Below are 26,135 nucleotides of genomic sequence, written 5' to 3' on the forward strand. Positions count from 1 at the left end.
CCAAGCCTCCCCGATTTTTAGGGCATGCTTGGTGTTTTTTGTGCTACTTAGAAATAATCTGAGAAATACGGTTGTTCCATTGGAATAATATTTTCTAGATTTTTTAACGTTTTTCGATCAGCCTTCAAGCGTTCAATCTTCGCTAGATAGGATGGCCGTCGATAACTCATTAACATCGTCGTCAACGTTTGAATATCGCATTCAACCGGATCGCCAACCGGCCGTTTGGTAATGTGGACTTTGCCTTGGTCGTTCCAATAAACACCAAAAGTCCCATTATTCCAATCCGCTAGTGGATCTGTCAATACAAAGTGGAACGCGTGCCCGTCCGTTTCAAACGGATAGGCCTTCAGAAATTCCTGAACATCCACAATCCGCGCCATAAAATAAGGTTGAATGGTTTGTTCAATATCGCCATCATCTAACAGGAAAGAAATTGGTTCATCTTGATATAAATGGCCTTTTACGTGATCGACCATTGAATAATGGGCACTGATAAAATTCCACAGACCAATCCGTGCTTCTTGATTGAGATAAATCATCTCTTTTACATGGAAAACTTCGTTAGCAATCCAGTACAAGACATAGCCCATCGGTTGTTCATTCTGATCATAATAAACACCGGCAATCCGTTCTTCTTCATTTTCCCAACGCCAATATTCATCCCAATTCAATTCGTTACGAATCATCGCGCCGTGATTTTGATGGGCAAATCGGTTATAGGTTTCAATCACATCTGGATCATCGATATCTAACCGTTCAACATGGCCGGCAACCGGTCGTTGTTTCGGCAATTGGCTATCACGAATATCGTAAGTTAGTTGATCAGACATGATTTCCCAACCTTTTTTACGGTAAAAAGGAATGTTATAGGGATAAAGATATGAGATCCATTGTTGATTAGCTCGCATTCGATCTAAACCAACCTTGATTAAATCGTGCATCAAACCGTGTCCGGCAAATTCTGGATACGTCCCGACCCCAGTTAAGCCCGCCATCTTGAATAGCTGTCCGTGAATATTAACTTCGCACGGATAAATCGCTAATTGCGAAATTAATTCGTCCCCGTTAAACCAGCCAATGACGTCCGATTTTTCTAGCACCGGCCGTTTAGCCCGTTCTAGTTCGCCCTCTTCATAACCGCTATCAGAAACTTCCTGATCAGTCACTTGAAAAACATATCGTAATAAATCATTAAACTGTTCTAAATATTCAATTGTCACGGGTCTAATCTCTAAATTGGCTCGCTGGTCAACCATCATTTCGCCTCATTTATTTTCATTATTCAATCGTTAATTCATTATACACTATTTGGCAACTGGCATATACGTATACGGTGTAATCCCTGTCATGCCAATCATCGGATCAATCTGACGGTTGCTTAATGCGTCTGGTGTTAATCGATAGTCAGCTGGTGCCTCTTCAACCGTTTCAACCGATAGGTCCAATTGGGTGGTCGTTTCTGCCGGCTGCTTAGATTCAGTGGGCGTTGGCGCAAGCGTTTTGGCTTCGGTTTGACCAACACTCGCCATTTTAACGGCTCTAGCTGGTTGTTTGCCACCAAAAGTACTGATAATGCGTTCTTTTAGTGTTGTTTGGCGATTAGCTGATAATTCCTTAGTCGCCGTTTCAAACGCACGCGGTTCGCCAATTAAAATCAATAACGATTTAGCCCGCGTGACCGCCGTATACAATAGATTCCGTTTCAGCATTCGTTGGTACTGACCAACTAGCGGTAGAATCACCATTTCAAATTCTGAACCCTGCGCTTTATGAATCGACGTACAATAGGCCAACGTAATCTTCGACCATTCAGTCCGTTTATACGTCACTTCGGTGCTGTCAAACGCGATGATTAATTCATCCATCTTATCAGCACTGTTTTTAGCATACGTAATCCCGGTAATCTGTCCAATTTCACCATTAAACACGTTTTGTTCAGGACTATTGACCAGATGTAAAACTTTGTCCCCGATTCGGTAATGGACATTGCCAATCGTAACCTGTTTTTTTCGATCATCCAGTTTTGGATTCATAATTTCTTGAATCATCGGATTGAGTTGATCAATCCCAGCGGCACCCCGGTACATCGGCGCCAACACTTGAATATCGCGAGTTTCAAAGCCCCGCGCCTTGGCTTTAGTCACGACTTGTTGAATCACCGATTCAATTTGATACGGACTACACTGAATAAAGCTACGATCTTTTTGCGGTTGCACCAGATTATCGGGTAATTTACCCTGATTAATATCATGCGCCAACTGAATAATCGTTGAATCGTCATCTTGCCGGTGAATCTGTTGCAGTTCGATGGCTGGAATCACCTGACTCTGCAATAAATCAAAGAAGACCTGCCCCGCGCCAACGGAGGGTAATTGATCCTTATCGCCGACCAAAACAACTTGCATATGACTCGGGACTGCCCGAATTAGTGATCGGAATAGATAGGTATCAACCATCGACATTTCATCGATAATCAATAAACCGCCGTCTAATTCTTTACTCGAAATATCGGGATTATTTTCCCGACCGGTAATCCCTAGTAAGCGGTGAATCGTGCTCGCCGGTAACCCAGTCGTTTCACTGATTCGTTTAGCTGCACGACCAGTCGGTGCTGCTAGCAAAATTGGAAATGGTTTATCTTTATAATCATTGATGTCTAACGAAAAATCATTCAAAGCCGCAAACAGCGTGACAATCCCGTTGATAATCGTGGTTTTACCGGTCCCCGGTCCCCCGGTTAATAGGAAAGCCCGGTGCGTCAACGCTAATTTAATCGCTTCTTGTTGAACATCGTCGTAATCGATTTTGAATTGTTTTTCTAACTGGCGAATCTCTTGGTCTAAATCGTGTTTGGGATAACTGATTTGATCCCGTTCATTTTCAATTCGCATCAGATGATCGGCAATTTGCCATTCCGCATTATATAACCCATTCGGATAAATACGGTCATCTTCGCCAACGACCTTGCCATCATGCGCTAGCACCATTAGCTGTTCAGCGACCGCATTCGGGTCAATTGCCACATTACGGGCTTGTTCCATCAAATGAATACTTGTCGCGAGTAATGGCTTCGCTTGCGTATAAGTGTCGCCCGCTTGATTCGTTAATTCATTGAGTGCCTGCATCAAAGCGCCTTGCAATCGGGCCGGTGAATCAGCGGCAAAGCCTAATTTTTCGGCTAAATTATCCGCGCGTTTGAACCCAACACCAGTAATATCGGCCACTAATCGATAGGGATTTTCTTGAATGACCTTTAATGTATCTTCTTGATAATTCTGATAAATCGTATAGGCCATCGAACTCCCAAACCCATAACTATTTAAACCAATAATGATTTGTTCCATCCCATTATTAATCGTCAAAGTATCGACTAAAGTCGTTTGTTTTTGCTCGTTTAAGCCTAAAGGGGCCAATACTTTCGGATCGGCTAAAATCGTATCGATGGCCTCTAACCCTAAGGTATCAACAATTTTTTCGGCCGTTTTTTGACCAATCCCCGCAAATTTCTCACCCGACAAATAAGCCACCAACCCGGCCTTCGTCGTTGGTTGGTTGACCTGATAATTATCGGCTTGAAATTGTTTACCATATTTAGGATGCGTAATCAATTTCCCATAAAAGGTGTATTGTTCATCTTCTTTAATATCACCAAAACTCCCAGTGACTACGATTTCAGGTTCGGGCCAGTCAATCGTTTTATGCGCCACTTTGATTAATAGGATTTTAAAGAAGTTCTCGGGACTTTCATAAAAAATACTCTGCACTGTTCCGGTTACGGTTGGTTTGCTAATTACTTCTGTCGTTGTTTCCAAAATCGCCATCCCTACTATTGATGATCTTTAGCTTGCATAAAACCTTCAATATCCATTAATTGTTGCTTATTTTTTTCAAAATAATCCGGTGCGACTTTTTTAGCTCGTTCAAAATAAGTCGCACTCGGCTGGTCTAACACGAGTTGGGTTAACCCGTATTTAAAGAGGGCCTCACCATTTTGCGCATTAATTTTAAGCGCCTTTTTAAGATAACTTTGGGCTTGGTCAAAATCACCCAAACTAATTAAAATATTACCCACCAAAATATTCGTATCTAATTCCTGTGGTTGTTGTTCTTGCGCCGTTAACGCAAAAACTAATGCTCGTGGATTTTGTTCCATCTGATGATACGTTTGCGCCAACATATATTGGGCATCAACCGACTGCGAATTTTTAACCAACTCCATAAAAATGGCCTCAGCCTGTTGATACGATTCGGCTTGGTAATACAACGTGCCTAACGCGTATGAGAGCGCTGGTTGATCAGGAAATTTGGTCAATGCTTTTTGCAACAATACTTCCGCTTGTTCAAAATCTTGGAGAGTGGTCAAAAAAGTCGCTAACGTCACATAAGCTTCAATATCAGCCGGTGTTTTTTTTAAATAATCCACTAACGCTTGGACCGCTTCTTCATGTTGGCCATCTGACCATTGTTTTAAAATTGCCGCTTCCATTTAATCATCTCCTAGATTGTATCTGAAGCTGATAACGTGCGTTTCAAAAAGCACGTTTCATTCCAGTCTAATAATTGATACGAAATCCCACCATCCAACGTCTCTAAAGTCGTGACCGATGAATTAGTCAATCCGCCATCTTTACGAATGTCAGCAATCGGGGTTTTTAATAAGGCTTGAATCATCGCAACCATTGCCGCACCGTGACTGACAATTAGAATATTATCGGTTGGTTGGGCCGCTGTCACGATGGTTTGAACTGCCGCATTCGTCCGTTGAATCACAGATGCAAAGGTTTCACCGTTAATCGTTGTTGGATCATAGTCAGCTGGGGCTTCACGAAAGGCCGCGATTTCTTGCGGAAATTGTTTAAAAACATCCGTGAATGCCATCCCTTCCATCTGTCCTAAATCAAATTCATGTAAATCGTCAACAATCGTCACCGGAAAAGGTTGTTTTAACGCTTTTTTCAACGTTTCAGACGTTACTTGCGCGCGTTTCAACGGACTCGTATATAAATGTGTGAATTGAATCGCCTTTAAATAAGCGGCTAATTCAGCTATTTCAGTATAACTCGTCGGTAATAATGGTGAATCCCCGTGAGCGCCTTGATAACGCCCCTCTAAATTCCATTCCGTCTTACCATGTCGCACAAAATATAAAGTTGTCATCGCCACTGCTCCTCAAAAATAACTTACCTTTCATTATGAAAGAGTCCTGCCATAAATTCAAGTCGCGCGGCACTAAAAAAGCGTAAGAAATTAAATTCTTACGCTTTTAATTTATTTACTTTCAGCAACAGCTTGCATGGCAATCGCGTTAACGTAATTAACGGGTTGGTCATAGTTAGGTTGGAAGAACATATCAACCATCGCTAATTGATCAATCGTCATCTTAGTTTGAATCGCCATTGATACGACGTTCGCCGCTTGCGCAATATCATATTGACTTGTAAATGACGCCCCTAAAACTTGGCGTGTCTCTGGACTCCACATCAGGTTCATTAGAACCGAAGTTGTTGAAGGCATAAAGTCAGGACGGTAATCTTGTTCGAGCGTTGTTGTCGCCACTTCAATGCCGCGAACCTTAGCCCCTTCGACCGTTAAACCAGTTCCTGAATAAGTCCGACCGAACAATTCAACGGCACTTGTTGCTTGAGTCCCCATATATTTCTCAGTTGGTGTTTCAATATTCCGACCGATCAAGAGTCCTTGGCGAACCGCATTGGTTGCCAATGGAATATAATCTGGTTTTTGAGTTGGGTTGTAGAAGACAGTTGAAGAATCCCCTGCTGCATAAACATCTTTAACGGACGTTTGCATGTATTCATCGGTGATAATGGCCCCATTGCCTAACATCTCAACTTGGCCTTTGAACAAACCAGTATTCGGTTTGAATCCGACACATAAGACGGCAATGTCAGCCGTATAAGCGCCTTTGTCCGTTTTAACCGTTACTTGATCAGTTCCATTAAAGCTAACCACTTTTTCATTCAAAGCTAGTGTGACACCATGATCACGATAATCTTGTTCCACAATTTCAGAGATATTGGTGTCAAAGTTTTTACCCAAAGCGTGAGGTAGTGCATCGACCAATGTCACTTCTTTACCGATTGTCGCATAGGCTTCCGCCAATTCAGCACCGATATAACCAGAACCAATCACAACGACGCTCTTAACGTCAGCCGCACTCTTCTTTAATTCATTAGCATGGTTCCAATTCTTGCAAAGTTTAACCCGCGGATTATCAATCCCTTCGATTGGTGGAATCACAGGCGATGAACCCGTTGTAACGATAATTTTATCAAATTGTTCAACTGATTCATCACCAGTCACTAAATTTTTAACTTTTAAGGTTTTATCAGCTAAATTCGTTTCTAAAACAGTGTGTTGCATCTTCATGTGTGCGCCTAATTGCGCCAAAGTATCTGGCGTCGCATAAAACATTTTTTCTGGATGGGCAACGTGGCCGCCGACCCATAAAGCAATCCCACATGACAAGAATGATAAGTTATCATGACTTTCGTAAACCGTGACATCCCAATCTGGATGGTTAGTCAATGTTTCCTGTGCTGCAAATGTTCCTGCGTGTGTACAACCAATTACTGCTACTTTCATGATAGAGCCTCCTATTTAGTTAAACCACTTAATGTTATTAGTTTGTGAATCATTACACATCTGTGCATAATTGTATTGTACGCTATATAGTTTCCGAATGTCAACAAAGAGGCCTTTACAATAAATACTACCCTTTAAACTTAAAGGTCTGGGGCGCTTTTTTCCAGATAACGATGACCCCAATGGCGACATGCATTAAACTAACGCCGGAAACCAGCAGACAATAAATCAGACCAGATGATTTGATTTGAAGACTCATGTAAGCCACCCAATAGAAAACGCCACTTATAATTTTGTAGGCTGGATTGACCACCGCCAAATCACTCGAAAACGGCTGTAAGATATAATACACAAACAACTCATGAAAAGACAATAAAAATGACAGGCTGACCAGTAAGAAAACCAGTAGGCCAAAGAAAAGACCTCCTAAAAAGAAACCATTAACAATATTCACCAGTAAAAACATCGCCAAAATACTAACTGAGAGAATCCCATTATAATAAAAAGTCTTCCAAAAACGATAATAGAAACCTTGCAAAATTGTTTTTGGTTTACGATAAAACGGATAAAACAATAATGCCGCATCACAGTTAATAAATAATATTTGAACGATCTTTTTCCCAAAGCCTAAAAGATACATCAAAAAAAATAATACGGGTAACTGATTAATAAATATTTTTTCATTATCCGCACTTTTCGGTAAGAAATACATTAGAATCGTTAAACCCACACCACCCACGAAAATCCATAACAAGCGCCACTTTAAACTTTTATTTAAAGCCGCACGATATCGTGTGAATAAAAGTGCATTTAAATAGTGATTCCCTTTTAGCTGACTTTTTTCACCTTCTACAAATTGCAGTTCTTTTTGAATCCGTAAGCCTTCTCCAAAATAGGCATTTGTTTCACGTTTTGTTTTTTTGGATTCCGAAAATAAACCAGTCGTACGCATTAGCACTCGACTGTAACTTTCTTGATCATCATGAATCAATAATAAACTGGCCCCAACCACGAATAGTAGCAACCCTAAACAGCCCCAAAAACTAAAGAGCACTTGATACATTATTGAAAAATAATTCTGCCATAAAATCAATCCAAGCGCTGCGATGATTGCCCCATAAACAGACCCTGAGAGTACGAAACGCGGCCACTTAGCAAGCATCCGAATAAGTCGCGCCTGATAAAAGAAAAAGGCTGCAAAACCTAAATAACCTAATAATCCGACAGGTACGATCCAAAAATTGCCAAGAATAAACGCCGATACGACAAATACAGGCAGATAAAATAAACTTTCCCTTAGCGGTTCGACAAAAGTCTTCATGCAAAGCACATCTCTAGGGGCAATCTGAAAATAGTTAATAAAATCCAGTTCAGACTGATAAAATGATTGCATGAAGCCTTCGATTGCTCTCGATAACAAAGGCACAGCCCCAAACCATAAAATGAGTCCGGCAACCATTGGGCCATTGAGTCCGCTAAAATTAGTGATACTTTTAATCAGAATCATAATACCAACTCCGACGGCAATCCAAATAAATTTCAATAGTAATTTAAATAGAATCGATACGATTGCGCCAAGAATGAATAAACCGTGCTTAATGTCATAGTATTGAAAAATGGTTGCCGGAATTCGTTTCCCAATGAGCGGTATTTTGCGTATGTAATATAATAAACCGTTAATTTTACGGGTTAACTGAATTCGCTGCATGAAGCTATAAAGTTGAATGAGATGCATAAATTCTGCCATTTACTCACCTGCTTCATTTGGAACAACCGTTTTTGAAACCATTTGCTGTTTTTCAGAATTTGTTGAAAGTAAAGCGATAATTTCCTCTTCAAAATTAGCATCATGAATTCGTTCAGCTGAAATACTAGTTAATTTACCGTCGTGTAAAAGAACAATCTCATCACATAAATCCTGGGCCAATTGTAAAATATGCGTCGAGAAAATAACCACTGAATTTTCTTTCTGTGCGATAATCAATTTTTTCATTTCATGGGCGGCGACGACATCAAACGACGTCAACGGTTCATCTAATAATAAAACATCGGCATGAACCATCATTGTGACTAGCATTTGTACTTTATTATGCATGCCATACGAGTAGTCTCTTAAAAGACGATGATGATCTTTTTCTTCAATCCCCGCCTCTAACAAATAAACACTGGGATCTTGAATCCCTTGAATGCGGGCTTGATTGACCTCGATAAAAAATTTAACAAACTCATAACCGGTTAAAAAACCTGGTAAATGCGAAGTTGCATAGACAAACCCCACGTCGGTATTTTCATAATTCTGGCGCGATACGCCCTCTTCATCAAACGCAATTTGGCCACCATCTAACGGTAAGTTGCGTGAAATACAATTAAAGAGCGTCGTCTTCCCTGAACCATTACGCCCTAATAAACCATATATTTTACCCTTTTCAAACGTAAAAGAAGCGTCATCAATAATGGTTTGTTGATCAAATTTTTTAGTCACATTTGTTAAAGTTAGTTTCATCTTTTTCCCCCAACTGGTCATATTATTTTTTTCATTATAGCACAAGAGAATAGCGCTTTCACATTTCGTTACTATTAGGGTATTCTCAAAAAATTGTACTCTGCCTGACATTTCTAATCAAAAAAATAGTCTCACACCGATGAAACCTGGTGTGAGACTATTTCTAGTACATATTCTTATATTAACTTGAAAGGCTTTAGTCCAATTAACAATGTGCTGTTGAGTTGCTACCCACACCTCAACACACTACTGATTTAGATATATTGTAAAACAGTACTTTCGACTTGGTTGTCGATTTGAACATTTTTGTAAGCAATATCAATCGTGCCGCCACCTAGACATTCAGCACCGTCGTAGAACACAACGGCTTGACCCGGTGTAATCGCACGCACTGGTTCGTCAAAGACCACCGTTGCGGTCGTTTCAGAAGTCATGTGGACGGTCACGCCAACGTCTTGCTGACGATAACGGAACTTCGCGGTCACGTGGAAATCGGTGCCGTGATCAATCGGTGTGATCCAAGAAATATTAGCAGCATCTAACTTATCCGCATACAACAACGGGTTGTGGTAACCTTGGCCGACATATAAAATATTTTGGGCTAAATCTTTGCCCACGACAAACCAAGGGTCATTGGAATCACCACCGCCACCGATACCAAGACCGGAACGTTGGCCGATTGTATAATACATCAAACCATCATGGGTGCCTTTTTCAACACCATCTACAGTCAACATTTTACCGGGTTGTGCGGGTAAATATTCACCTAAGAATTGTTTGAAATTCCGTTCGCCGATAAAACAAATTCCCATTGAATCCTTCTTTTTAGCCGTTGCCAAACCAGCTTCTTCAGCTAAACGCCGCACTTCTGATTTTTGCATATGGCCAATCGGAAACATTGCTTTTTGTAATTGATCTTGCGATAACGCACTCAAGAAATAAGTTTGATCCTTATTGCTATCGCCACCGCGCAACATGTGCGCAATCCCTTGAGCATCGCGCTCGATTTGGGCATAATGCCCCATCGCAATAAAATCAGCATCCAGTTCCATTGCATAATCTAAGAAGGCTTTGAATTTAACCTCTTTGTTACACATGACATCCGGATTAGGCGTCCGACCATGTTTATATTCGTCTAAGAAATATTCAAACACCCGGTCCCAATATTCTTTTTCGAAGTTAACTGAATAATAAGGAATGCCAATTTTGGCCGCAACTTTCGCGACATCCTCATAATCTTCAGTCGCGGTACAGACACCATTTTCATCCGTATCGTCCCAATTTTTCATGAACACACCAATTACATCGTACCCCTGTTGCTTTAATACGAGGGCTGTAACGGATGAATCCACGCCGCCGCTCATGCCGACGACTACACGTGTATGACTGTGGTCTTCCACAATATCACCATCATTTCAAATAGATTCTAGTTTTCTACGAGTTGAAGGTCGTGAATTCCAGTAAACTCTATTATAACAATCACAGCAAAATTTTCAAATTATTACACTGACTTTTCATAAGTAAACAGTTTCAGGAAACGGACAACCTCCGCTTAACCTAAAATTCCCAATTATCTTAAAAACCAAGATAACTGGGAATTTCTTGTTAATGCTCAGTTGCTGACCGCAACCCAACACACTCATTTATTTAACGTGCTCCTCAAGTAGCCTTTTCCGGTTAACTACAAAATCATAACGCTGATTTCTAGGTTAATCCTCAAAGTCTGACCAACTTGCGTTAGCACTTACTTATTTAACTAAAATATCCCGATCCATTAGATGTTGAATAATAAAATTAAATTGTTCAACATTCGCCGCATTTTGTTCGTTTTTAAAAATATCAACCGCGTGCAACCCGTCTGGTGACGTAATTGACATTTTAAAAGTCTTTAGTTCTTTTTCAATCGTGATTTTTAATTTAATCGCTGCATTGAACGGTGATTTAGGATCTAATGGGCGTTCCAATTGGAAATTGCCGTTATTAGTGGGCACAAACCCAACATCCCGTAAGGTATACTTCTTAACGGCCGGATTTAATCGATAAGTTGTCGAATCGCCCAAAACCGTTGCTGCTTCTTTTAATAAAACCATTTGAATAACCTCCATTAAATCGTTCTCAAGTTCTATTTTAGCATAAGCTAGTAAGCGCTGCCTAGTCTTTAGCGTGTTGCTTTGCTAAATTCTTCTCAACGATTTTAGTTAACGTTGCACAAAAGGCGTCGAGTTGCGCTGCCGTCGTATCCTTACCAAAACTGATTCGAACACTTTCGGCGACACGGGGACTTTCTTTCCCATACATCGCGATTAGCACGTGTGACGGTTCCAAATCACCAGCGGTACAAGCTGAGCCACCGGAAACGGCAAAACCAGCTAAATCAAGGTTCATTTGTAAGACATAGGTCGAAACGCCTTTAATCCACAAATTCAAAACGTGCTGAACACGATCCGCACCTAAGCCACCATTGACTTCAAAAGCGACCTGGTTAGCCTTCAATGTCTCTAAAACTTGTTGCTTGAAGGCCGTATATTGAGCCTGGTGTTCAGCCTTGACCGCGGGTGTTAATAATTCAACCGCCTTGGCAAAACCAGCGACGGCCGGAATATTTTCCGTCCCAGCGCGGCGTTTCTTTTCTTGTTCGCCCCCCAATAATAAAGATGGCAAATGAATTGCGTCGTTGACGTACAAGAACCCAATCTGCTTGGGCCCGTTGATTTTATGGGCCGAAACCGATAAGAAATCAATCTGATCCGCTTGCACGTCGATGTCCAATAAACCATAAGTCTGGGTGGCATCGGTGTGGAACCAAGCGTTCGATTCATGTACCAATTGACCAATTTCATGAATTGGCATATGACTGCCGACTTCATTGTTACCCATCATGATTGACACTAAGATCGTGTCTGGCGTTAAAGCCGCTTTTAGATCCGCTAAATTAATCACGCCTTGTTCGTTCACGGGTAAGTAAACGACATCAAAACCTTGCGTTTCTAAATAAGCCATTGGTTTTAAAACTGAATGGTGTTCAATCGCCGTCGTAATCAGGCGTTTGCCTTCACCGGCGCGTTGCATCGCGGTTTTTAAAATCGCAGTATTATTACTTTCTGTCGCACCACTGGTCAGAATAATTTCGTTATCCTTGGCCTGAATGCTTTGCGCTAAAATATGTCGACTGTTATCTAAAACAGTATGCGCCTGACGTCCAAAATAATGCGTACTCGACGCATTTCCGAAATCGTTGACCATTTGGTCGGTCATCGTTTGAATGACCTCAGGGGCCATCGGAGTGGTTGCTGCGTTGTCTAAATAGATATGTTCCAATTTTTTCGCCTCATTTTAAAAAGTATCTTATTTAGTTTAGCATAGATTATCCGAAAGTTACGCCCAAAACACTTAATCACAATTAAATAAAAATAGCGCACTGTGATAATTTTAGGGATTTATACATTTCTTAAACGCGTGTCATCACTCATCAATTTCCGTTCAAGTCAAAAAAGCGAGTTATCCTTAAGTTCAAGTTCAGGATAACTCGCTTTTTTAATTTGATACTCAATTGATAACCGAGTTCTGTCACAGCTTGATCAACATTAAGCTGTCATCAACGCTGCTTTTTGCGTTTCAGTTAAGGTCTCGTTCATCCGACCACTCTTGAAACCGGCTAAATCGACCGTGACAAATTCAAAACCAGCTTGTTGTAAAGCTTGGTTGACTTGAACACTATGCGTTAAAAATTCAGCGATTTGTGCTTCTGGCACTTCAACTCTGGCGATTGCTTCATGATAACGTACGCGCACCGTTGGAAAGCCTAAATCACGCAAGAATCTTTCAGAGGTCATGACTTGGTTAATCTTGGCTAATGTTAATTCAGTGTTGTATGGGAAGCGCGATGAGACCGAACAACTAGCGACTTTGTTCCAGTTGTTTAAATCTAATTTTTTTGCTAATTGACGGACGTCAATCTTATAGAAACCAGCGGCTTGTAAGACACTTTCAGCCCCGGCTTCATCCCGCGCCCGTAAACCTGGCCGGAAATCTGAATTGTCATCCATAATCATGCCATCTAAAACATGGTCAAAACCCTTGTCGGCTGCAATTTGATTTAACCGTTGATAGAATAATTGTTTGCTGTAGTACCAAGTCTTAGGAGTATTATTGGCAATTTCTGAATTGGCTAAATAGTTTAATTCAGTCGTTAAAACGTTCGCACCCAATGCTTCAGCCAAATCAACGGCTTTATTAAATTCTTCATCGGTAAATAATTCTGAATTCGCAACAACGGCTAATACGTTAGCTTTACCTAATGTATCAAGTGCTGCTTTTAAGACGAGTGTGCTATCAATCCCACCAGAAAAGGCGACAATGACTTTATTCATTTGTTTTAAATTAGCGACCAAACTTGCTTGTTTTTCTGATAATGTCTTCATGATTAATGACTTCTTCCTATATTAGTTGTTCAAGTGCGGTTAATTCGGTTTGAATTTGATCCGCATAAGTTAAATTATTATGGTCTAAACTTTTGATCAACGTTAAATTTAAATCTGAAGCAGCCCCAATTAATTGGTGATACTGCGGTTGTTCAGTCACTTGTTGTTGTTCAGTCAAACCACTAAATAGTTGTTCAATGGATAATAATGCTTGTTGGGCCTCGATTAAACTCGTTGAAATCGTCTCAGTTTGTGAGGCGTGTGCGGCGACATCAAAAAGTGCCAACATCATACTTTTAGTTTGTTGATATTGTTCTGTCATTGGTCAAGCCTCCCTTAATAGCCAAAGAATCCGTGCATAAAGAGTGCCGCACATAAGCCACCAACAAATGGGGCGATTCCTGGAACAATAATCCCGTATTGCCAATCTGAATCAGCTTTATTTTTAATGGGTAAAATGGCATGGGCAATCCGTGGTCCCATATCCCGCGCTAGGTTCATCGCGAAACCGGTTGGGCCGCCCATCCCCATCCCGATGGCCCAAACGAGCAGACCAACGGCGATTGGCGCAATCCCAGGTGTTTTAATTTGTGTAATCGCAATGATTGACGCAATAAAGACAAAGGTTGCAAAAAATTCGACAAAGAAATTCCGAGGTAAATTGCGGATACCAGGGGCCGTTGAGAAAATATTGCGAACAGCGACTGGATCGATATTGCCCTCTGAGGCTTTAAATTCATCGGTATACATAATATAAACGATGATTGCACCGACAACCCCACCGAGGACTTCGGCAACGGAATAAGGAATAAACATCATCCATGGAATGTTGCCTAACACACATTGGGCTAAGACCATGGCTGGGTTAATGGACACGTCGCCAAAGATAAAGAGGGCGACGGTAATCCCAAAACCCCACGTCGTAATCGAAAATAAATGGCCAGACCCACGATATTTTGATCCTTTTAAAACTTCGTCACTGTGGACCCCAACCCCAAAAACAATCATAAGAGCGGTGCCCATAAATTCTGCTAATAACTGATGAATCACAATAATTTCCTCCATATAATAACTATTTTAATTGCTGATAAACAGCGATATAAACTTGATTTAATGCCAGATTTTGCGCTTTAGCAATTGCTAAACAATCCGCAAACTCTGGGCTGTATTTCTGAATATCCTGATAAGTCACGACCTTCACCCGCACATCGCCGTATTCAGTGGTGACGGTGATAAAATCGCGCGGCATCACAGTGCGTTGCCAAATTTGATAGCGCACCCCGACTGTGCTCGTATGTTTCAACATCAGATAAGTCATCTTTTGTTGGTCAGCAGGATGACACATGACCGTCAACTGGGTCGCAGGCCGGTTCTTCTTCATCTGGATTGGGGTAAAAAACGCATCAAGCGCCCCGGCATCCATCAATAACTCAATTACCGGTGCCACACTTTCAGCCGACTGGTCATCAATGTTGGCTGCCAACATCTGAATTTGATCTGCTGATTGTTGCACAATTTGTTGGCTTAGTTTTTTTTTTCGCACAATAAAACGCGTAACGCATTTAACTGGTTAGTCTCCCGTTTACCAAAACCATAACCGACTTTCAAAATCGTTTGATCAGCAGGAATGGCCGTAAATTGGTTGACGATTGTTTTGACGATTCCCATCCCAGTCGGTGTAATTAATTCAGTCTGAATTTCGGGATTCTGTTTAATCGGCACCTGACTATTGACCCGCATTTGCATCACGGCTGGTACGGGAACTGGCATCATGCCGTGGGCCACGTGAATAAAGCCACTGCCATCTGTTAATTCAGACGAATAAACTTGACCAACGCCTAACAACTCTAGTGCGACAAATACACCGACAATATCGACAATTGAATCGAGCGCACCAACTTCGTGAAAATGAATTTCGGCAACGGGGACTTGATGAACGACCGCCTCGGCTTGCGCAATTTCGGTAAAAACTTGTTTAGCGTTCTTTTTGACGTAATCACTTAAGTCACTATTATCAATCAACGTTAAGATTTCACTTAAATGGCGCGCGTTTTGATGATGATGATCGTGCTCATGAGTTGTATGCGGATGATCGTGATGGTGTTCAACAAAACCCGTATCTTTTTGAACAGCCGTTAATTGAACATCAAAATCGGTGCCATAAATACTACTCTTAGCAATTCGGGTTGCCTGTAAGTGATAGCCCGTGACGTTCAGCTTGGCCAATTCAGTTTCAAACTGGTTGAAATCCACGCCTAAATCTAACAACGCACCAACAAACATGTCACCACTAATTCCTGAAAAAGCGTCTAAATAAAGTGTCTTCATTAATTTTTCTCCCCTGAATTTAAATGGTTCATCATGCTCGCCGCATACCCAGCACCAAAACCATTATCAATATTGACGACGGTAATCCCGGAAGCACAACTGTTTAACATGGTCATTAAAGCGGTCAGTCCACCAAAATTAGTCCCGTAACCAATGCTCGTGGGCACGGCAATCAGCGGTCGATTGATTAAACCACCAACAACGCTAGCCAGCGCGCCTTCCATCCCCGCAACGACAATCACCACTTGCGCTTGGCGAATCTCATCTAGATGTTCAAACAACCGATGAATCCCAGCCACGCCGACATCGTAAATCCGATTAACCCGATTGCCGTAGACTTCCGCGGTCAACGCCGCTTCTTCGGCCACGGCCATATCAGACGTCCCCGCGGTGACCACCGCAATCGTGGTCGTTGTTTGCGGAATCGCTTTAACCGTTAAAACAACACATTGTGCCATTTCATGGTACTGAGCGGTCGGTTCAACTTGTTGAATAAGCGCAAACTTGACCGGTGAAACCCGCGTACATAAAATATTTTCCGCATGTTGTTTTAAAGAACCGATAATCCCGATAATTTGTTCAGCGGTTTTGCCCGCGCCATAAATCACTTCCGGATAACCATTGCGCCGTTGCCGGCTCAAATCGACTTTGGCAAAACCTAAATCATCGATTGTCTGTTGTTGTTGCAGTTGTTGGGCCGCTTGATCAACGCCAATCTCTTGATGGGCGACGGCGGTTAGTAATTGCTGTAATTCATCCGTTGTTTTCAAACTAGTCAATTCTTTCTATTAATTATTTAACAATGACCCCTAAACCATCCGGAATAACAGTGACTTTAGCCGCTTGCCCTTCAATTTCATAGGCCCGAGCCATTGCTTGTTCCAAGGTCGTCGCTAATTCCATATGCATATCGGTAATGAGTTGAGGATCGACTAAATCTGACACGAAGATCACATGGTGATGGACTAAGATCCGTGCCAAAATTTGAGATGTCCATTGATCGGGAACCGTTTCTAACCGGGGTGTATGAATCGCGGCTTCCAAGAATTCATTAGGATCGTTCACATCAGCGATATTATGGTAGAAACCATCGCCACCATGACCATCACGTGCACCGGCGACCATCACGATGACGCCGCCTTCTTTGTTCGTTGCTTCGGCCGCGGTCATCCCTTTAACGGCTTGGTAGATATTTTGATCGAGTGGATAACCACCGTTGGTTGAAATGGCGATGTCGCAATCAATTTTTGCCACCTGTGAAAGGCTTTCGACAAAGTCACAACCAGTTTTATGGGCCGTTTCCAAATTACCGGCGAAAGAACCAATAATCTTCTTATCTTCATCTAAAACAACGTTTAAAATAAATTTCAAACCAGCCGTTTTAGCGGCATAAACCATATCCTTATGAACTGGATTATGGTTTAAATTACCCGTTCGCGAATAATGCGAATCAATAAATTCACCAGAATGATTGGCCATAATCGTCCGATATGACGCAACCCCAGGTAAAACCGATTTACGTCCCCCGGAAAATCCGGCGAAGAAATGTGATTCAATAAAGCCTTCTGAAATTAATAAATCAGCGCCAACGGCAATTTTATTGATGAGACAATCGCCACCTGAAGGTAATTGGCCAATTTTAACGACCGAACTATCATCAGTCGAAATGTGCATGACAATTTCTTCATTGTTGACGATGTCTTCGCCATATTTGTTAACCAATTCTTCGTGAGTTGATGGGCGATGAAAACCAGTGGCCACTAAAATCCGAATACGCGCGTCAGGTGCCACCGAACGAATCCGCCGTAATAAAATCGGGGTGATAATGTGTGACGGCACTGGACGGGTATGATCAGAACTAATAATGACGATATTCTTTTTGCCTTTTGCGAGTTCTTCCAACTTGGGACTGTCGATGGGTTGGTCGAGTGATGCTTCAACCGTTGCTTGTTCACTGATTGGATTTTGATATGTTGCTGCTTTAGAAACGAGTTGACCGGCAAAATTGGTATCTGCAATGTGCGCGGTAATCGTTTTTTGATCGTAAGGTAATTTAATGGCTACCAAACTTGAGACTCCCTTTCTCTATTCCGAGTTGCTGGCTTAAAAAAGCTACGGTTATAGTTATACCGAGTTTCTGAAAACAGTGCGAGCCACTTTAAGAACAACAAATCATCGTCTGAAATGTTTGCAACAAATGGTAACATTATATTAAAATAAATCGCGTATAATGGTTTACAGTATTTATCCATCTATAAGTAATTCAAAATAACGATCCAAGGTAGGCAAATCCTTATGGTTCTTAACGATGTTGAGTTTTTAATTAGTTTTTTAGAAGAACGCCACGTGCCGATTATTACCAAAAAACGGCACACCTACTTGACCTATCATGGTCTTGAAGAGCATTACACTTATATCTTGAAAAACGGAGTGATTAAAAACTCGATTATTCTCCAAGATGGTCGTGAATTTAATTTATCCTATATTACCCAACCAGATGTGATTTCATTGTTGCGCGATGAAGTTTCTAAATATACCGACCAACCATTCAACGTGCGCGTTGAATCTGATGAAGCTAAGTTCTATCAGATTGACCGGGTGACGTTTTGGAATTACGTTAACGCGACACCTGAACTCCAAAACTACGTTAAAAATTATTATCGCAAAAAATTATCCGAAAATATTTATCGGCTACAAAAAATGATGATGAACGGTAAACACGGTGGCCTTTGCTCATTTTTATACAGTTTAATTGAATTATTTGGTAAGAAACAACGGGATGGAATTCTGATTGATTTTATCGTCACTAATGAAGATATCGCCGGTTTCTGTGGCATCAGTTCCCGCAGCAGTGTCAATCGAATGCTCAATCAACTTAAAAAAGATGGCGTGTTAAAAACGGTCGATCATAAGTTTTTGATCCAAGATGTCAGCTATTTACTAGACAACATCGCCAACTGATTTGTTACCATTTGTAAACATGAAACGTGTTTGAAAACCCCTATGAGACGCGTAAGCTTAATGGTAGTGATAAACTCATCGGAGGTTTTATTTTTATGCATATTCCTGATAATTATTTAAGTCCACAAACCTGTGCGGTGCTCTTTACCGCTGCGGTCCCCGTGATTGCGCTTTCCTTGAAAAAAGTTAAAATTCAAATTGCCGAAAAAAAAGAAACGGTCCCGATGCTCGGCATCTCCGCTTCTTTATCTTTTCTGATTATGATGTTTAACGTCCCAATTCCAGGTGGCACAACCGCCCACGCTGTTGGCGCGACGCTATTAGCAATTCTGGTTGGACCGTATGCTGCCTGTTTGGCCGTCACGATGGCGTTAGTCATGCAGGCTTTTCTATTCGGTGACGGCGGAATATTAGCCTTAGGCGCCAATATCATCAATATGGCTTGCATCATGCCGTTTGTCGGTTACGGTCTTTACCGGCTCGCACAGAAATGGCATCACGAAAAATTAGGCGTCATCTTAGGCGCTTACGTCGGGATCAATATGGCTGCGTTGGTCGCCAGTATTGAACTCGGGTTACAACCGCTAGTAGCGCACAACGCCGCCGGTCAACCACTATACGCCCCCTATCCACTGCACATGACCATTCCAGCGATGCTGTTTGGGCATTTATTAATCGCTGGCTGGGTGGAAGCCGGCGTGACCTTTGCTGTTTTTCAATTTGTACAACGTGTTGCGCCCACGGAACTTTACACGCCCAAACAACTCACGCCTGATCTTCAAAAAAGCCATCAATTGCGTCATTATTGTTATGGCTGTTTAGGATTACTAGCGATTCTCAGTCCGCTTGGGTTACTCGCCCACGGCACTGCTTGGGGTGAGTGGGACGCTGCTCAATTATTAGCCCAACTCAAACGGGCGCATCTCGGGCAAAAACTGCCGACTGGCATGGCTCACGGCTTACATTTTAACGCCCTCTTCAGCGACTATGCCATTCACGGATTACCCGTTTCAATCGGTTATATCCTATCCGCATTGACCGCATTATTAATTTGTTATTTACTTGGAAAACTGGTGATTAGTCATGACACAAACCGCGCCTAAACTACCCGCTTGGTTACAAACTACTGACCAGGCGGCGCTCGTTGCAGGCCAGCCCAACCGCTTTTTAATTAAAAATCTAGCACTCGTTCAACAATTACTGAGCCGTTTAACACAACCGTCAACCGTCGTTGCGCACCAAAAACAATTGCCGGGACTCCAACTCATTAACTTATTGCTAACCGTCATCCTGATTGTTTCGACCCACCAATGGCTGTTTCTATGGCTATTGACGATTCTAACCCTCTTCAAACTTTGTCGATTGCCAGTCCAAGCACTGCGGCCCTTAGTCAAACGGGCACTGACCATGGGTGGAATTGCCCTCTGTCTAATTTTGCCGAATCTAGTCATCGGTCAACTGGCCACCACCCTTTTTTTCATGTGCCGGACAGCCGTATTAGTCTGCAATCTCGCCTATTTTCTCCAAACAACGTCGGGACCCGAACTACTATTGGGATTACGCCAATTGCATTTACCGAATTTACTGATCCTGACGTTTGATATTACTTTAAAATATAGTCACGTCTTGGCTCAATTCTTACAAGAGTCCCTCTGGGCGATTCAATTACGGACAAGCCGCCAAACCAAACAGTTAGTCGGTTCTTTGATTGGACGATTATACCTGAGCGCTAAAAGCTACATCAATGAACTCTATCAAGCAATGCTGCTACGCGGCTATACTGGCCAACCAGTCGTACCCAAAAAAGCGCAGTTTAGTTGGCGCGATTGGCAATCACTAATCTGCAATGTCGGACTATTCGGCTTATTATTCTTTATTCGGAGGTCCAATTAATGTTAAAACTTAACCAAATTCATTACGCTTATGGTCAAACCGCTAGTTTAGTCGATATCAATTTAACGATTGATGCCGGTGAATTCGTCGCTTTCATGGGACCGAATGGTTCTGGTAAATCGACCCTTTTTAAACTCATCAACGGGTTAATTGAACCGACCAGCGGTTATTTTGAGTTTAAAACTCAGCGCGTTGATCACGCCTTTTTAAAATCGGCTACGCTAAACACCCAATTACACCAATCGATTGGTTTCGTCTTTCAAAACAGCGACGTGCAACTGTTCAACGAAACGGTCTTAGCTGAATTAACATTCGGTCCTCAGCAGATGGGGTTATCGAACACTGAAGTTCAGCAACGCGTGCACGACTGCCTGCAACTGTTACACATTGAACACCTCGCTGACCGCGTCCCCTACCAACTTTCCGGTGGTGAAAAGAAATTGGTTGCGATTGCCTGCGTCTTGACGATGAATCCTGAAGTGATCGTTCTCGACGAACCCTTTAACGGCCTATCGACGGCCTATCAAACTTTGATTAGCCAAGTTTTACTAGCCCTCCATCAAGCCGGCAAAACGATTCTAATCGCCAGTCATCAATTCGAACAAGTCAAACAAATTGCGCAACGGGTCGTCGTCTTCAATGAACACCACCAAATTGATTTTGATTTACCGCTACAGACCATTTTGAAGTCACCAGCAAAAGTGACTCAACTCCAAACACTATAAAAAACAAGCTGCGACGTACGTCTTAGTATCCTGATGTTAAACGAATGCACTTCTTTCACGCGCGCCAGAACTCATCAATTTCCGTTCAAATCAAAAACCAGCCTATTCTTAATTCAGAATAGGCTGGTTTTTAGACTTGATACTCAATTGATAACCGAGTTCTGTCACAGCTTGTTTTTTTTAGCTTTCAACAGAATAAATTGTTCACATAAACAAGGCATCGTTGGTGAAAACAGCTGATGACTCGCTTCGTATTCCGCTTTGAAAAATGGTTCGTGAACTGAACGCCAATACGCTAACGTCCGGTTGCCTTCGCCTTCTAAATAGGCGTGTTCTTCAGTCACATCTTGATAATCAACGATGTCACACCGGCTGGTTTGGGTGATTGCAACGGGTTGACCCTGACCATCTAGAATAATGTTGTAATCACCGACCTGCGGCACCGGTTCATCCTTGGTATAGAGTGCAATTGCGGAAGTCGTTGCCGTCTTTTGGCCGCTAATCACTAATTGGGCTAATTCGTCAGCCATGGCTGGGTTATCGCCAAAAGCGTATATTTGAACGGGTTGTTGTGTTGATAATTGTTGTTGCGTGACAAATTGTTGCCAATAATCTTGAATCGCTTTTTGCATTTTAAACCCTCCACATCAGTTAGTGACTTTATTAACTAGTGTAGCGACCCACTCCTATTTATGCAATCAAAAAACGTTAAAATCAGCTTTCAACAGCTAATTTTAACGTTTTAATTATTTATTTAGCTTGCCAACGACTAACTTTTTTCAACATCATTGGATAGCTCTTAACTAAAAACCATTTTTTAAAGCGACCGGTGGTTGAATCCGCTTGGATGCCGGCAATCCCTTTGGCTAACATCTGTTCAAAAGTCGCAGTCGGTTCAGTCCATTCACCGGCTTGATAACACAGATGACAATATTGTTGCGCAGCGGTTCCGTCCTTTTGAGTGCCTTGATTGGCAGTTGTTAGTGGCATCCCACAACTTTGGCAAAATTTTTCCATCGTTGGTCTCCTTAAATTAGATGTTTTTTAAGAAATTTAATAGCATGGCGGCCGACTTTTGGCCCGCTTGAATGATAAATTCGTCAAACGTCACACCGGCATCTTCATCACCAACATCACTCATCGCACGAATCACGACAAACGGCGTCTTAAATTGTGTGGCCACTTGACCGATTGCTGCGCCTTCCATTTCGCAAGAAAGGGCCTCAGGATAGATTTTTTTAATTTGGGCAATCTTATCTTGACTCGCCACAAATTGATCACCAGTCACGATTAAGCCCACTTTTGAGGGAAGGTCAACGGCAGTTGCTGCCGCCGCAATCTTTTCAACGTAATTAACGTCCGCGTCAAATTTTTGTGGTTGTTGGGGTAATTGACCCAACAGGTAACCAAACGCCGTTGCATCCGCGTCATGATACGCAACTTGATTCGAAATCACGACATCGCCCACTTTAAGGTCCGCACCAATCCCACCAGCTGAACCGGTATTAATCACTACGTCAGGTTGTTCTTCAGCCAATAAAATGGCGGTCGTCATCCCGGCTTGGACTTTACCAATCCCTGATTCGACCAATGTCACTTCATGACCGTACAGCTGCCCTTTATAAAAGGTATTGCCGGCAACCTCATGATTGGTGACGTCTTCTAATTTAGCGAGCAATGTCCGCATTTCTTCTTCCATTGCACAAATAACACTAATTTTCATTTTTGTTCGCTCCATTTCTTAACCATTACTATTTTATAGGAAAAAAAGAATCAAGTAAACGATAATAATCAATAAAATTGTGATGATGATTGCCCAGTTCAACCGTTTTTTTAAACGTTTAACCGCTGGCAAATCAACTTTTTTACCCCGACGAGTGGTCGGTTCTTCTTCTTCGGTGACGGCTTTAAAAGCGGCTTTTTGTTTTTCGCGTGAATAGTCACGTTCCGTTTTGAGTCGTTCTTGATCACGTTGTTTAAACGCTTGGTCCTCAGCTTCTTTTTGTTGCCGATAAGCTTCGCGCGTCTTAGGTTCTTGTGTCATCGCTATCTACTCCTAATTCGTTTGTAGTTGCCAATAATAGAGCGCCATAATCGTTTTGGCATCGCAGATTAACCCGCTGGCAACGGCTGCTTGTGCTTCTGCCAACGTTAATTTTTCAACATTTAAAAATTCATCCGCATCAAGTGGCCGTTTATGAACTACCGGCGTTAGTTGATCGGCGTAAAACAACGTCATCAATTCGTTCGAAAAACCAGGTGATGAAAAAAACTTAGCGACGCCCTTTAATGCGGTGGTCATCATACCCGTTTCTTCATTTAATTCCCGCAACGCGACAGATTCAAGTTGGGTTTCACCCAAATCAATCTTACCCGCAGGAATTTCTAACGTCTCCCGTTGCATGGGCGCCCGCCATTGTCGCACAACGATTAAACGCCCGTCAGCGGTAATCGGAATGATTCCGACCGCGCCATTGTGATAGACAATTTCACGCCGCGCCGTTTGACCATTGGGCAGTTCTACTTGTTGGACCGCCAAATCAATGATTTGTCCTTTAAAAATCGATTCTTCAGATAAGACTTTTTCAGTATACGTCATTTGGATAACCACCTTACTTGGAATGATGTCTCGTTTATTATACGCGCTTTTAGAAATCGTCGCACCCTTCTAAAGTAAAGTTAACAACTAAGACGGATTTAAATATCCATCCTTAGGCGGATACTCTTTTGTGCCGATTACTGTTAGAATGAAATCAACAATATGAACGTAGGAGCTGAAGAAAATGCTTAAACAATTAAAAATATGGCTTATTAGTTTTTTAGTCTTCGTGGCCACCACATGGCTCTTTTTTGGAATATTCAACTATTTCGATATCCCGAATAACCCAATGTGGCTAGTACTTGGTACTTTGATGGCGTTTGTCTATATTTTCTTAAGTTATCGCCAATTACTTCGAAATCGCCAACCTAAGATTCAACAAAAAATTTCGGATAACATGTTAGCCCACTACCAAGCGGCTGGCATGAGCAATGAAGAGATTAATTTTTTCCGTGAAACGATGCAACTGGCTGAAGGTCAAGTCAAAGAAGTCGCTACTAATCTACAAGCACTCCCTAAATTACGCGCCATCGACTTAAACCACGACACGGTTAAAACGACCCAAGCGCTTTTTAAAGCCATCGTCAAAGAACCGCAAAAATTGCACAACGCCAGCGACTTTTTATACCGGCATCTGCCCTCATTAACCGAACTGAGTCGTAAATTTATTGAAATTAGCCAACACGACGTTAAGACGGCCGATACCTATGCCGTTCTCGATAAATCCGCTGAAGCAATTGCCGCTTTAAGTCAACAAATTCAAACCGACTATACTGAATTTGTGGCCGATGATCTAGAAGATCTCGACACAGAAGTATCCGTCGCTAATCAACAATTAACTAAGGAGCAAAACGATGACCGAAACGACTAACCAACAAACGGATTTAATGGCCGATTTACTAAACGATCCATTTGATCAAAGCACTCCCACCACAACGCAAGCCAATCAACCAAAAGCCAATGGTGAAGAACTCCTAGCCAAGCTATCACCTGAACAACAACAACAAGCCCAACAAATGGCGGAACAACTCGATAGCACCGATCAACAAGCCGTTTTAAACTATGGCGCTCACGCCCAGAAAAAATTAGGCGAATTCTCACAAACAATGCTCAATCAAGTTCAAAGCCAAGAAACCGGTGAAATTGGTGACGCACTGACGTCATTGATGTATCGCTTAAACGAAGCCGATCCCGATGAATTACGCGCTGAGGACCACAACGTCTTTAAACGGATGTTTGGTAAGATTAAGAAATCAGTTTATGAAATTACCGCGAAGTACCAAAAAATTGGCGCCCAAATTGATGGGATTGCCGTTAAACTCGATAAAGAAAAAAATGCCTTGATGCGTGATAATACGACTTTAGAAACCTTGTACGATAAAAATAAAGCCTATTTTGACGCCTTAAACATCTACATCGCCGCGGCCCAATTAAAGATTGAAGCCCTTGAAACAACTGAAATTCCGGCTGCGATGGCCAAGGCTGAAAATGATAACAATCAAATGATCGTCCAAGAAGTCAATGATTTAAATCAATTCAAGAATCGGTTAGAAAAACGGACTTATGATTTAGAATTAGCCCGCCAAATCACGTTACAACAAGCACCCCAAATTCGTTTAATTCAAAATACCAATCAAGCCTTGGCTGAAAAAATTCAAGCGTCAATCAATACAGCCATTCCACTTTGGAAAAACCAGGTGGCGATTGCCTTAACCCTTTTGCGTCAAAAAGACGCGGTCACTGCGCAACGCCAAGTTTCCGAAACCACCAATGATCTTTTGAAGAAAAACAGTGCCATGTTGAAGATTTCTTCAATTGAAACCGCCAAGGAAAATGAACGTGGCGTCGTCGACATTGAAACCCTTCAGAAGACGCAAAATGATTTGGTTGAAACCCTTCAAGAAACCTTGAAAATCCAACAAGAAGGTCATGAAAAACGCCAGGTCGCTGAAAAAGAATTAAACCACATGGAAAATGATTTACGCGATCACCTACTGGCCTATACACAAGGTCAAACGGATCAAATGACTCACAATAACGGTCCTAAGAACGTTAATTAAGGTGCAATAAGCTGCGTCAACTAAAAATGGCCTCATCCG

The 26,135-nt window shown here is 42.0% G+C and carries 28 protein-coding genes; 6 read left to right on the forward strand and 22 right to left on the reverse strand.

Annotation, left to right across the window (positions count from 1 at the left end; translation table 11 throughout):
- Positions 1-47: 47 nt before the first annotated feature.
- The 17 genes from LFUMFP_RS06230 to larA all read right to left on the reverse strand — a co-directional run bounded on the left by LFUMFP_RS06230 (position 48) and on the right by larA (position 17,925).
- A complete protein-coding gene (locus tag LFUMFP_RS06230) occupies positions 48-1,259 on the reverse strand; it encodes a GNAT family N-acetyltransferase (protein WP_408609864.1) in 1,212 nt (403 codons plus the stop codon).
- Positions 1,260-1,307: 48 nt separating this feature from the next.
- Positions 1,308-3,824: an SF1B family DNA helicase RecD2 gene (recD2, locus tag LFUMFP_RS06235; protein WP_106483269.1), complete on the reverse strand. Its 2,517-nt coding sequence runs from the start codon at positions 3,822-3,824 to the stop codon at positions 1,308-1,310.
- A 5-nt stretch (positions 3,825-3,829) separates the two neighbouring features.
- Complete coding sequence (locus tag LFUMFP_RS06240; RefSeq protein WP_106483270.1) at positions 3,830-4,489, reverse strand: tetratricopeptide repeat protein; 660 nt, start codon at positions 4,487-4,489, stop codon at positions 3,830-3,832.
- A gap of 11 nt (positions 4,490-4,500) precedes the next feature.
- Positions 4,501-5,160 (reverse strand): histidine phosphatase family protein, encoded by a 660-nt coding sequence (locus LFUMFP_RS06245; RefSeq protein ID WP_106483271.1) that lies wholly within the window; start codon positions 5,158-5,160, stop codon positions 4,501-4,503.
- A 111-nt stretch (positions 5,161-5,271) separates the two neighbouring features.
- On the reverse strand, positions 5,272-6,606 hold the full coding sequence (locus tag LFUMFP_RS06250) for an FAD-dependent oxidoreductase (RefSeq protein ID WP_106483272.1): 1,335 nt from the start codon (positions 6,604-6,606) through the stop codon (positions 5,272-5,274).
- Positions 6,607-6,733: 127 nt separating this feature from the next.
- Positions 6,734-8,353, reverse strand: coding sequence for a hypothetical protein (locus LFUMFP_RS06255; protein WP_106483273.1), 1,620 nt, complete (start codon positions 8,351-8,353; stop codon positions 6,734-6,736).
- Positions 8,354-9,109 (reverse strand): ABC transporter ATP-binding protein, encoded by a 756-nt coding sequence (locus LFUMFP_RS06260; protein ID WP_025082412.1) that lies wholly within the window; start codon positions 9,107-9,109, stop codon positions 8,354-8,356. It lies immediately after the preceding gene.
- Positions 9,110-9,363: 254 nt separating this feature from the next.
- Positions 9,364-10,509: a tRNA 2-thiouridine(34) synthase MnmA gene (gene mnmA / locus LFUMFP_RS06265; protein WP_025082413.1), complete on the reverse strand. Its 1,146-nt coding sequence runs from the start codon at positions 10,507-10,509 to the stop codon at positions 9,364-9,366.
- Positions 10,510-10,857: 348 nt separating this feature from the next.
- On the reverse strand, positions 10,858-11,199 hold the full coding sequence (locus LFUMFP_RS06270) for a DUF1831 domain-containing protein (protein WP_025082414.1): 342 nt from the start codon (positions 11,197-11,199) through the stop codon (positions 10,858-10,860).
- 61 nt (positions 11,200-11,260) lie between these two features.
- Complete coding sequence (locus LFUMFP_RS06275; RefSeq protein WP_025082415.1) at positions 11,261-12,427, reverse strand: cysteine desulfurase family protein; 1,167 nt, start codon at positions 12,425-12,427, stop codon at positions 11,261-11,263.
- 266 nt (positions 12,428-12,693) lie between these two features.
- Positions 12,694-13,530, reverse strand: a complete 837-nt coding sequence (gene larE, locus LFUMFP_RS06280; protein ID WP_025082416.1) for an ATP-dependent sacrificial sulfur transferase LarE — start codon at positions 13,528-13,530, stop codon at positions 12,694-12,696.
- A 16-nt stretch (positions 13,531-13,546) separates the two neighbouring features.
- A complete protein-coding gene (locus LFUMFP_RS06285; protein WP_106483274.1) occupies positions 13,547-13,852 on the reverse strand; it encodes a hypothetical protein in 306 nt (101 codons plus the stop codon).
- Between the two features lie 14 nt (positions 13,853-13,866).
- Complete coding sequence (gene larD / locus LFUMFP_RS06290; protein WP_025082418.1) at positions 13,867-14,580, reverse strand: D/L-lactic acid transporter LarD; 714 nt, start codon at positions 14,578-14,580, stop codon at positions 13,867-13,869.
- A 22-nt stretch (positions 14,581-14,602) separates the two neighbouring features.
- The gene (larC2, locus tag LFUMFP_RS06295; RefSeq protein WP_106483275.1) at positions 14,603-15,073 is read right to left on the reverse strand and encodes a nickel pincer cofactor biosynthesis protein LarC2; all 471 of its coding nucleotides are present in this window, start codon (positions 15,071-15,073) and stop codon (positions 14,603-14,605) included.
- Positions 15,055-15,858, reverse strand: a complete 804-nt coding sequence (gene larC, locus LFUMFP_RS06300; protein WP_025082420.1) for a nickel pincer cofactor biosynthesis protein LarC — start codon at positions 15,856-15,858, stop codon at positions 15,055-15,057. Before larC ends, larC2 begins: the two co-directional genes overlap by 19 nt.
- Positions 15,858-16,628, reverse strand: coding sequence for a nickel pincer cofactor biosynthesis protein LarB (gene larB / locus LFUMFP_RS06305; RefSeq protein ID WP_025082421.1), 771 nt, complete (start codon positions 16,626-16,628; stop codon positions 15,858-15,860). The genes larC and larB overlap by 1 nt, the downstream gene beginning before the upstream one ends.
- Before the next feature lie 22 nt (positions 16,629-16,650).
- Positions 16,651-17,925 carry a nickel-dependent lactate racemase gene (gene larA, locus LFUMFP_RS06310; protein ID WP_025082422.1) on the reverse strand — a complete coding sequence of 425 codons (1,275 nt, stop codon included), beginning with the start codon at positions 17,923-17,925 and terminating at the stop codon, positions 16,651-16,653.
- Positions 17,926-18,153: 228 nt separating this feature from the next.
- Here larA and LFUMFP_RS06315 point away from each other — a divergent pair, with 228 nt between their 5' ends.
- The 4 genes from LFUMFP_RS06315 to LFUMFP_RS06330 all read left to right on the forward strand — a co-directional run bounded on the left by LFUMFP_RS06315 (position 18,154) and on the right by LFUMFP_RS06330 (position 21,437).
- Entirely contained in the window at positions 18,154-18,819 is a 666-nt protein-coding gene (locus LFUMFP_RS06315) for a Crp/Fnr family transcriptional regulator (RefSeq protein ID WP_056950754.1), read from the forward strand.
- A gap of 95 nt (positions 18,820-18,914) precedes the next feature.
- Positions 18,915-19,922, forward strand: coding sequence for a cobalt transporter CbiM (gene cbiM / locus LFUMFP_RS06320; RefSeq protein ID WP_106483276.1), 1,008 nt, complete (start codon positions 18,915-18,917; stop codon positions 19,920-19,922).
- Positions 19,903-20,712 (forward strand): energy-coupling factor transporter transmembrane component T, encoded by an 810-nt coding sequence (locus LFUMFP_RS06325; RefSeq protein ID WP_025082424.1) that lies wholly within the window; start codon positions 19,903-19,905, stop codon positions 20,710-20,712. The genes cbiM and LFUMFP_RS06325 overlap by 20 nt, the downstream gene beginning before the upstream one ends.
- Positions 20,712-21,437: an energy-coupling factor ABC transporter ATP-binding protein gene (locus LFUMFP_RS06330; protein ID WP_025082425.1), complete on the forward strand. Its 726-nt coding sequence runs from the start codon at positions 20,712-20,714 to the stop codon at positions 21,435-21,437. Before LFUMFP_RS06325 ends, LFUMFP_RS06330 begins: the two co-directional genes overlap by 1 nt.
- A 164-nt stretch (positions 21,438-21,601) precedes the next feature.
- Here LFUMFP_RS06330 and LFUMFP_RS06335 read toward each other — a convergent pair whose 3' ends face one another.
- The 5 genes from LFUMFP_RS06335 to LFUMFP_RS06355 all read right to left on the reverse strand — a co-directional run bounded on the left by LFUMFP_RS06335 (position 21,602) and on the right by LFUMFP_RS06355 (position 24,036).
- Complete coding sequence (locus tag LFUMFP_RS06335; protein WP_025082426.1) at positions 21,602-22,069, reverse strand: ASCH domain-containing protein; 468 nt, start codon at positions 22,067-22,069, stop codon at positions 21,602-21,604.
- Between the two features lie 118 nt (positions 22,070-22,187).
- On the reverse strand, positions 22,188-22,454 hold the full coding sequence (locus LFUMFP_RS06340; RefSeq protein WP_025082427.1) for a zinc ribbon domain-containing protein: 267 nt from the start codon (positions 22,452-22,454) through the stop codon (positions 22,188-22,190).
- Positions 22,455-22,470: 16 nt separating this feature from the next.
- Positions 22,471-23,160 carry a 5'-methylthioadenosine/adenosylhomocysteine nucleosidase gene (locus LFUMFP_RS06345; RefSeq protein ID WP_025082428.1) on the reverse strand — a complete coding sequence of 230 codons (690 nt, stop codon included), beginning with the start codon at positions 23,158-23,160 and terminating at the stop codon, positions 22,471-22,473.
- 33 nt (positions 23,161-23,193) lie between these two features.
- Positions 23,194-23,481, reverse strand: coding sequence for a hypothetical protein (locus tag LFUMFP_RS06350; RefSeq protein ID WP_025082429.1), 288 nt, complete (start codon positions 23,479-23,481; stop codon positions 23,194-23,196).
- A 12-nt stretch (positions 23,482-23,493) separates the two neighbouring features.
- On the reverse strand, positions 23,494-24,036 hold the full coding sequence (locus LFUMFP_RS06355) for an NUDIX hydrolase (RefSeq protein ID WP_025082430.1): 543 nt from the start codon (positions 24,034-24,036) through the stop codon (positions 23,494-23,496).
- 184 nt (positions 24,037-24,220) lie between these two features.
- Here LFUMFP_RS06355 and LFUMFP_RS06360 point away from each other — a divergent pair, with 184 nt between their 5' ends.
- Together LFUMFP_RS06360 and LFUMFP_RS06365 are read left to right on the forward strand one after the other, a co-directional pair.
- Entirely contained in the window at positions 24,221-24,907 is a 687-nt protein-coding gene (locus LFUMFP_RS06360) for a 5-bromo-4-chloroindolyl phosphate hydrolysis family protein (RefSeq protein WP_106483277.1), read from the forward strand.
- Positions 24,891-26,096, forward strand: a complete 1,206-nt coding sequence (locus LFUMFP_RS06365) for a toxic anion resistance protein (RefSeq protein ID WP_025082432.1) — start codon at positions 24,891-24,893, stop codon at positions 26,094-26,096. Before LFUMFP_RS06360 ends, LFUMFP_RS06365 begins: the two co-directional genes overlap by 17 nt.
- Positions 26,097-26,135 lie beyond the last annotated feature (39 nt).

The organism is Latilactobacillus fuchuensis (genome assembly GCF_900258455.1).
In the GTDB taxonomy this organism is placed as follows: Bacteria; Bacillota; Bacilli; order Lactobacillales; family Lactobacillaceae; genus Latilactobacillus; species Latilactobacillus fuchuensis.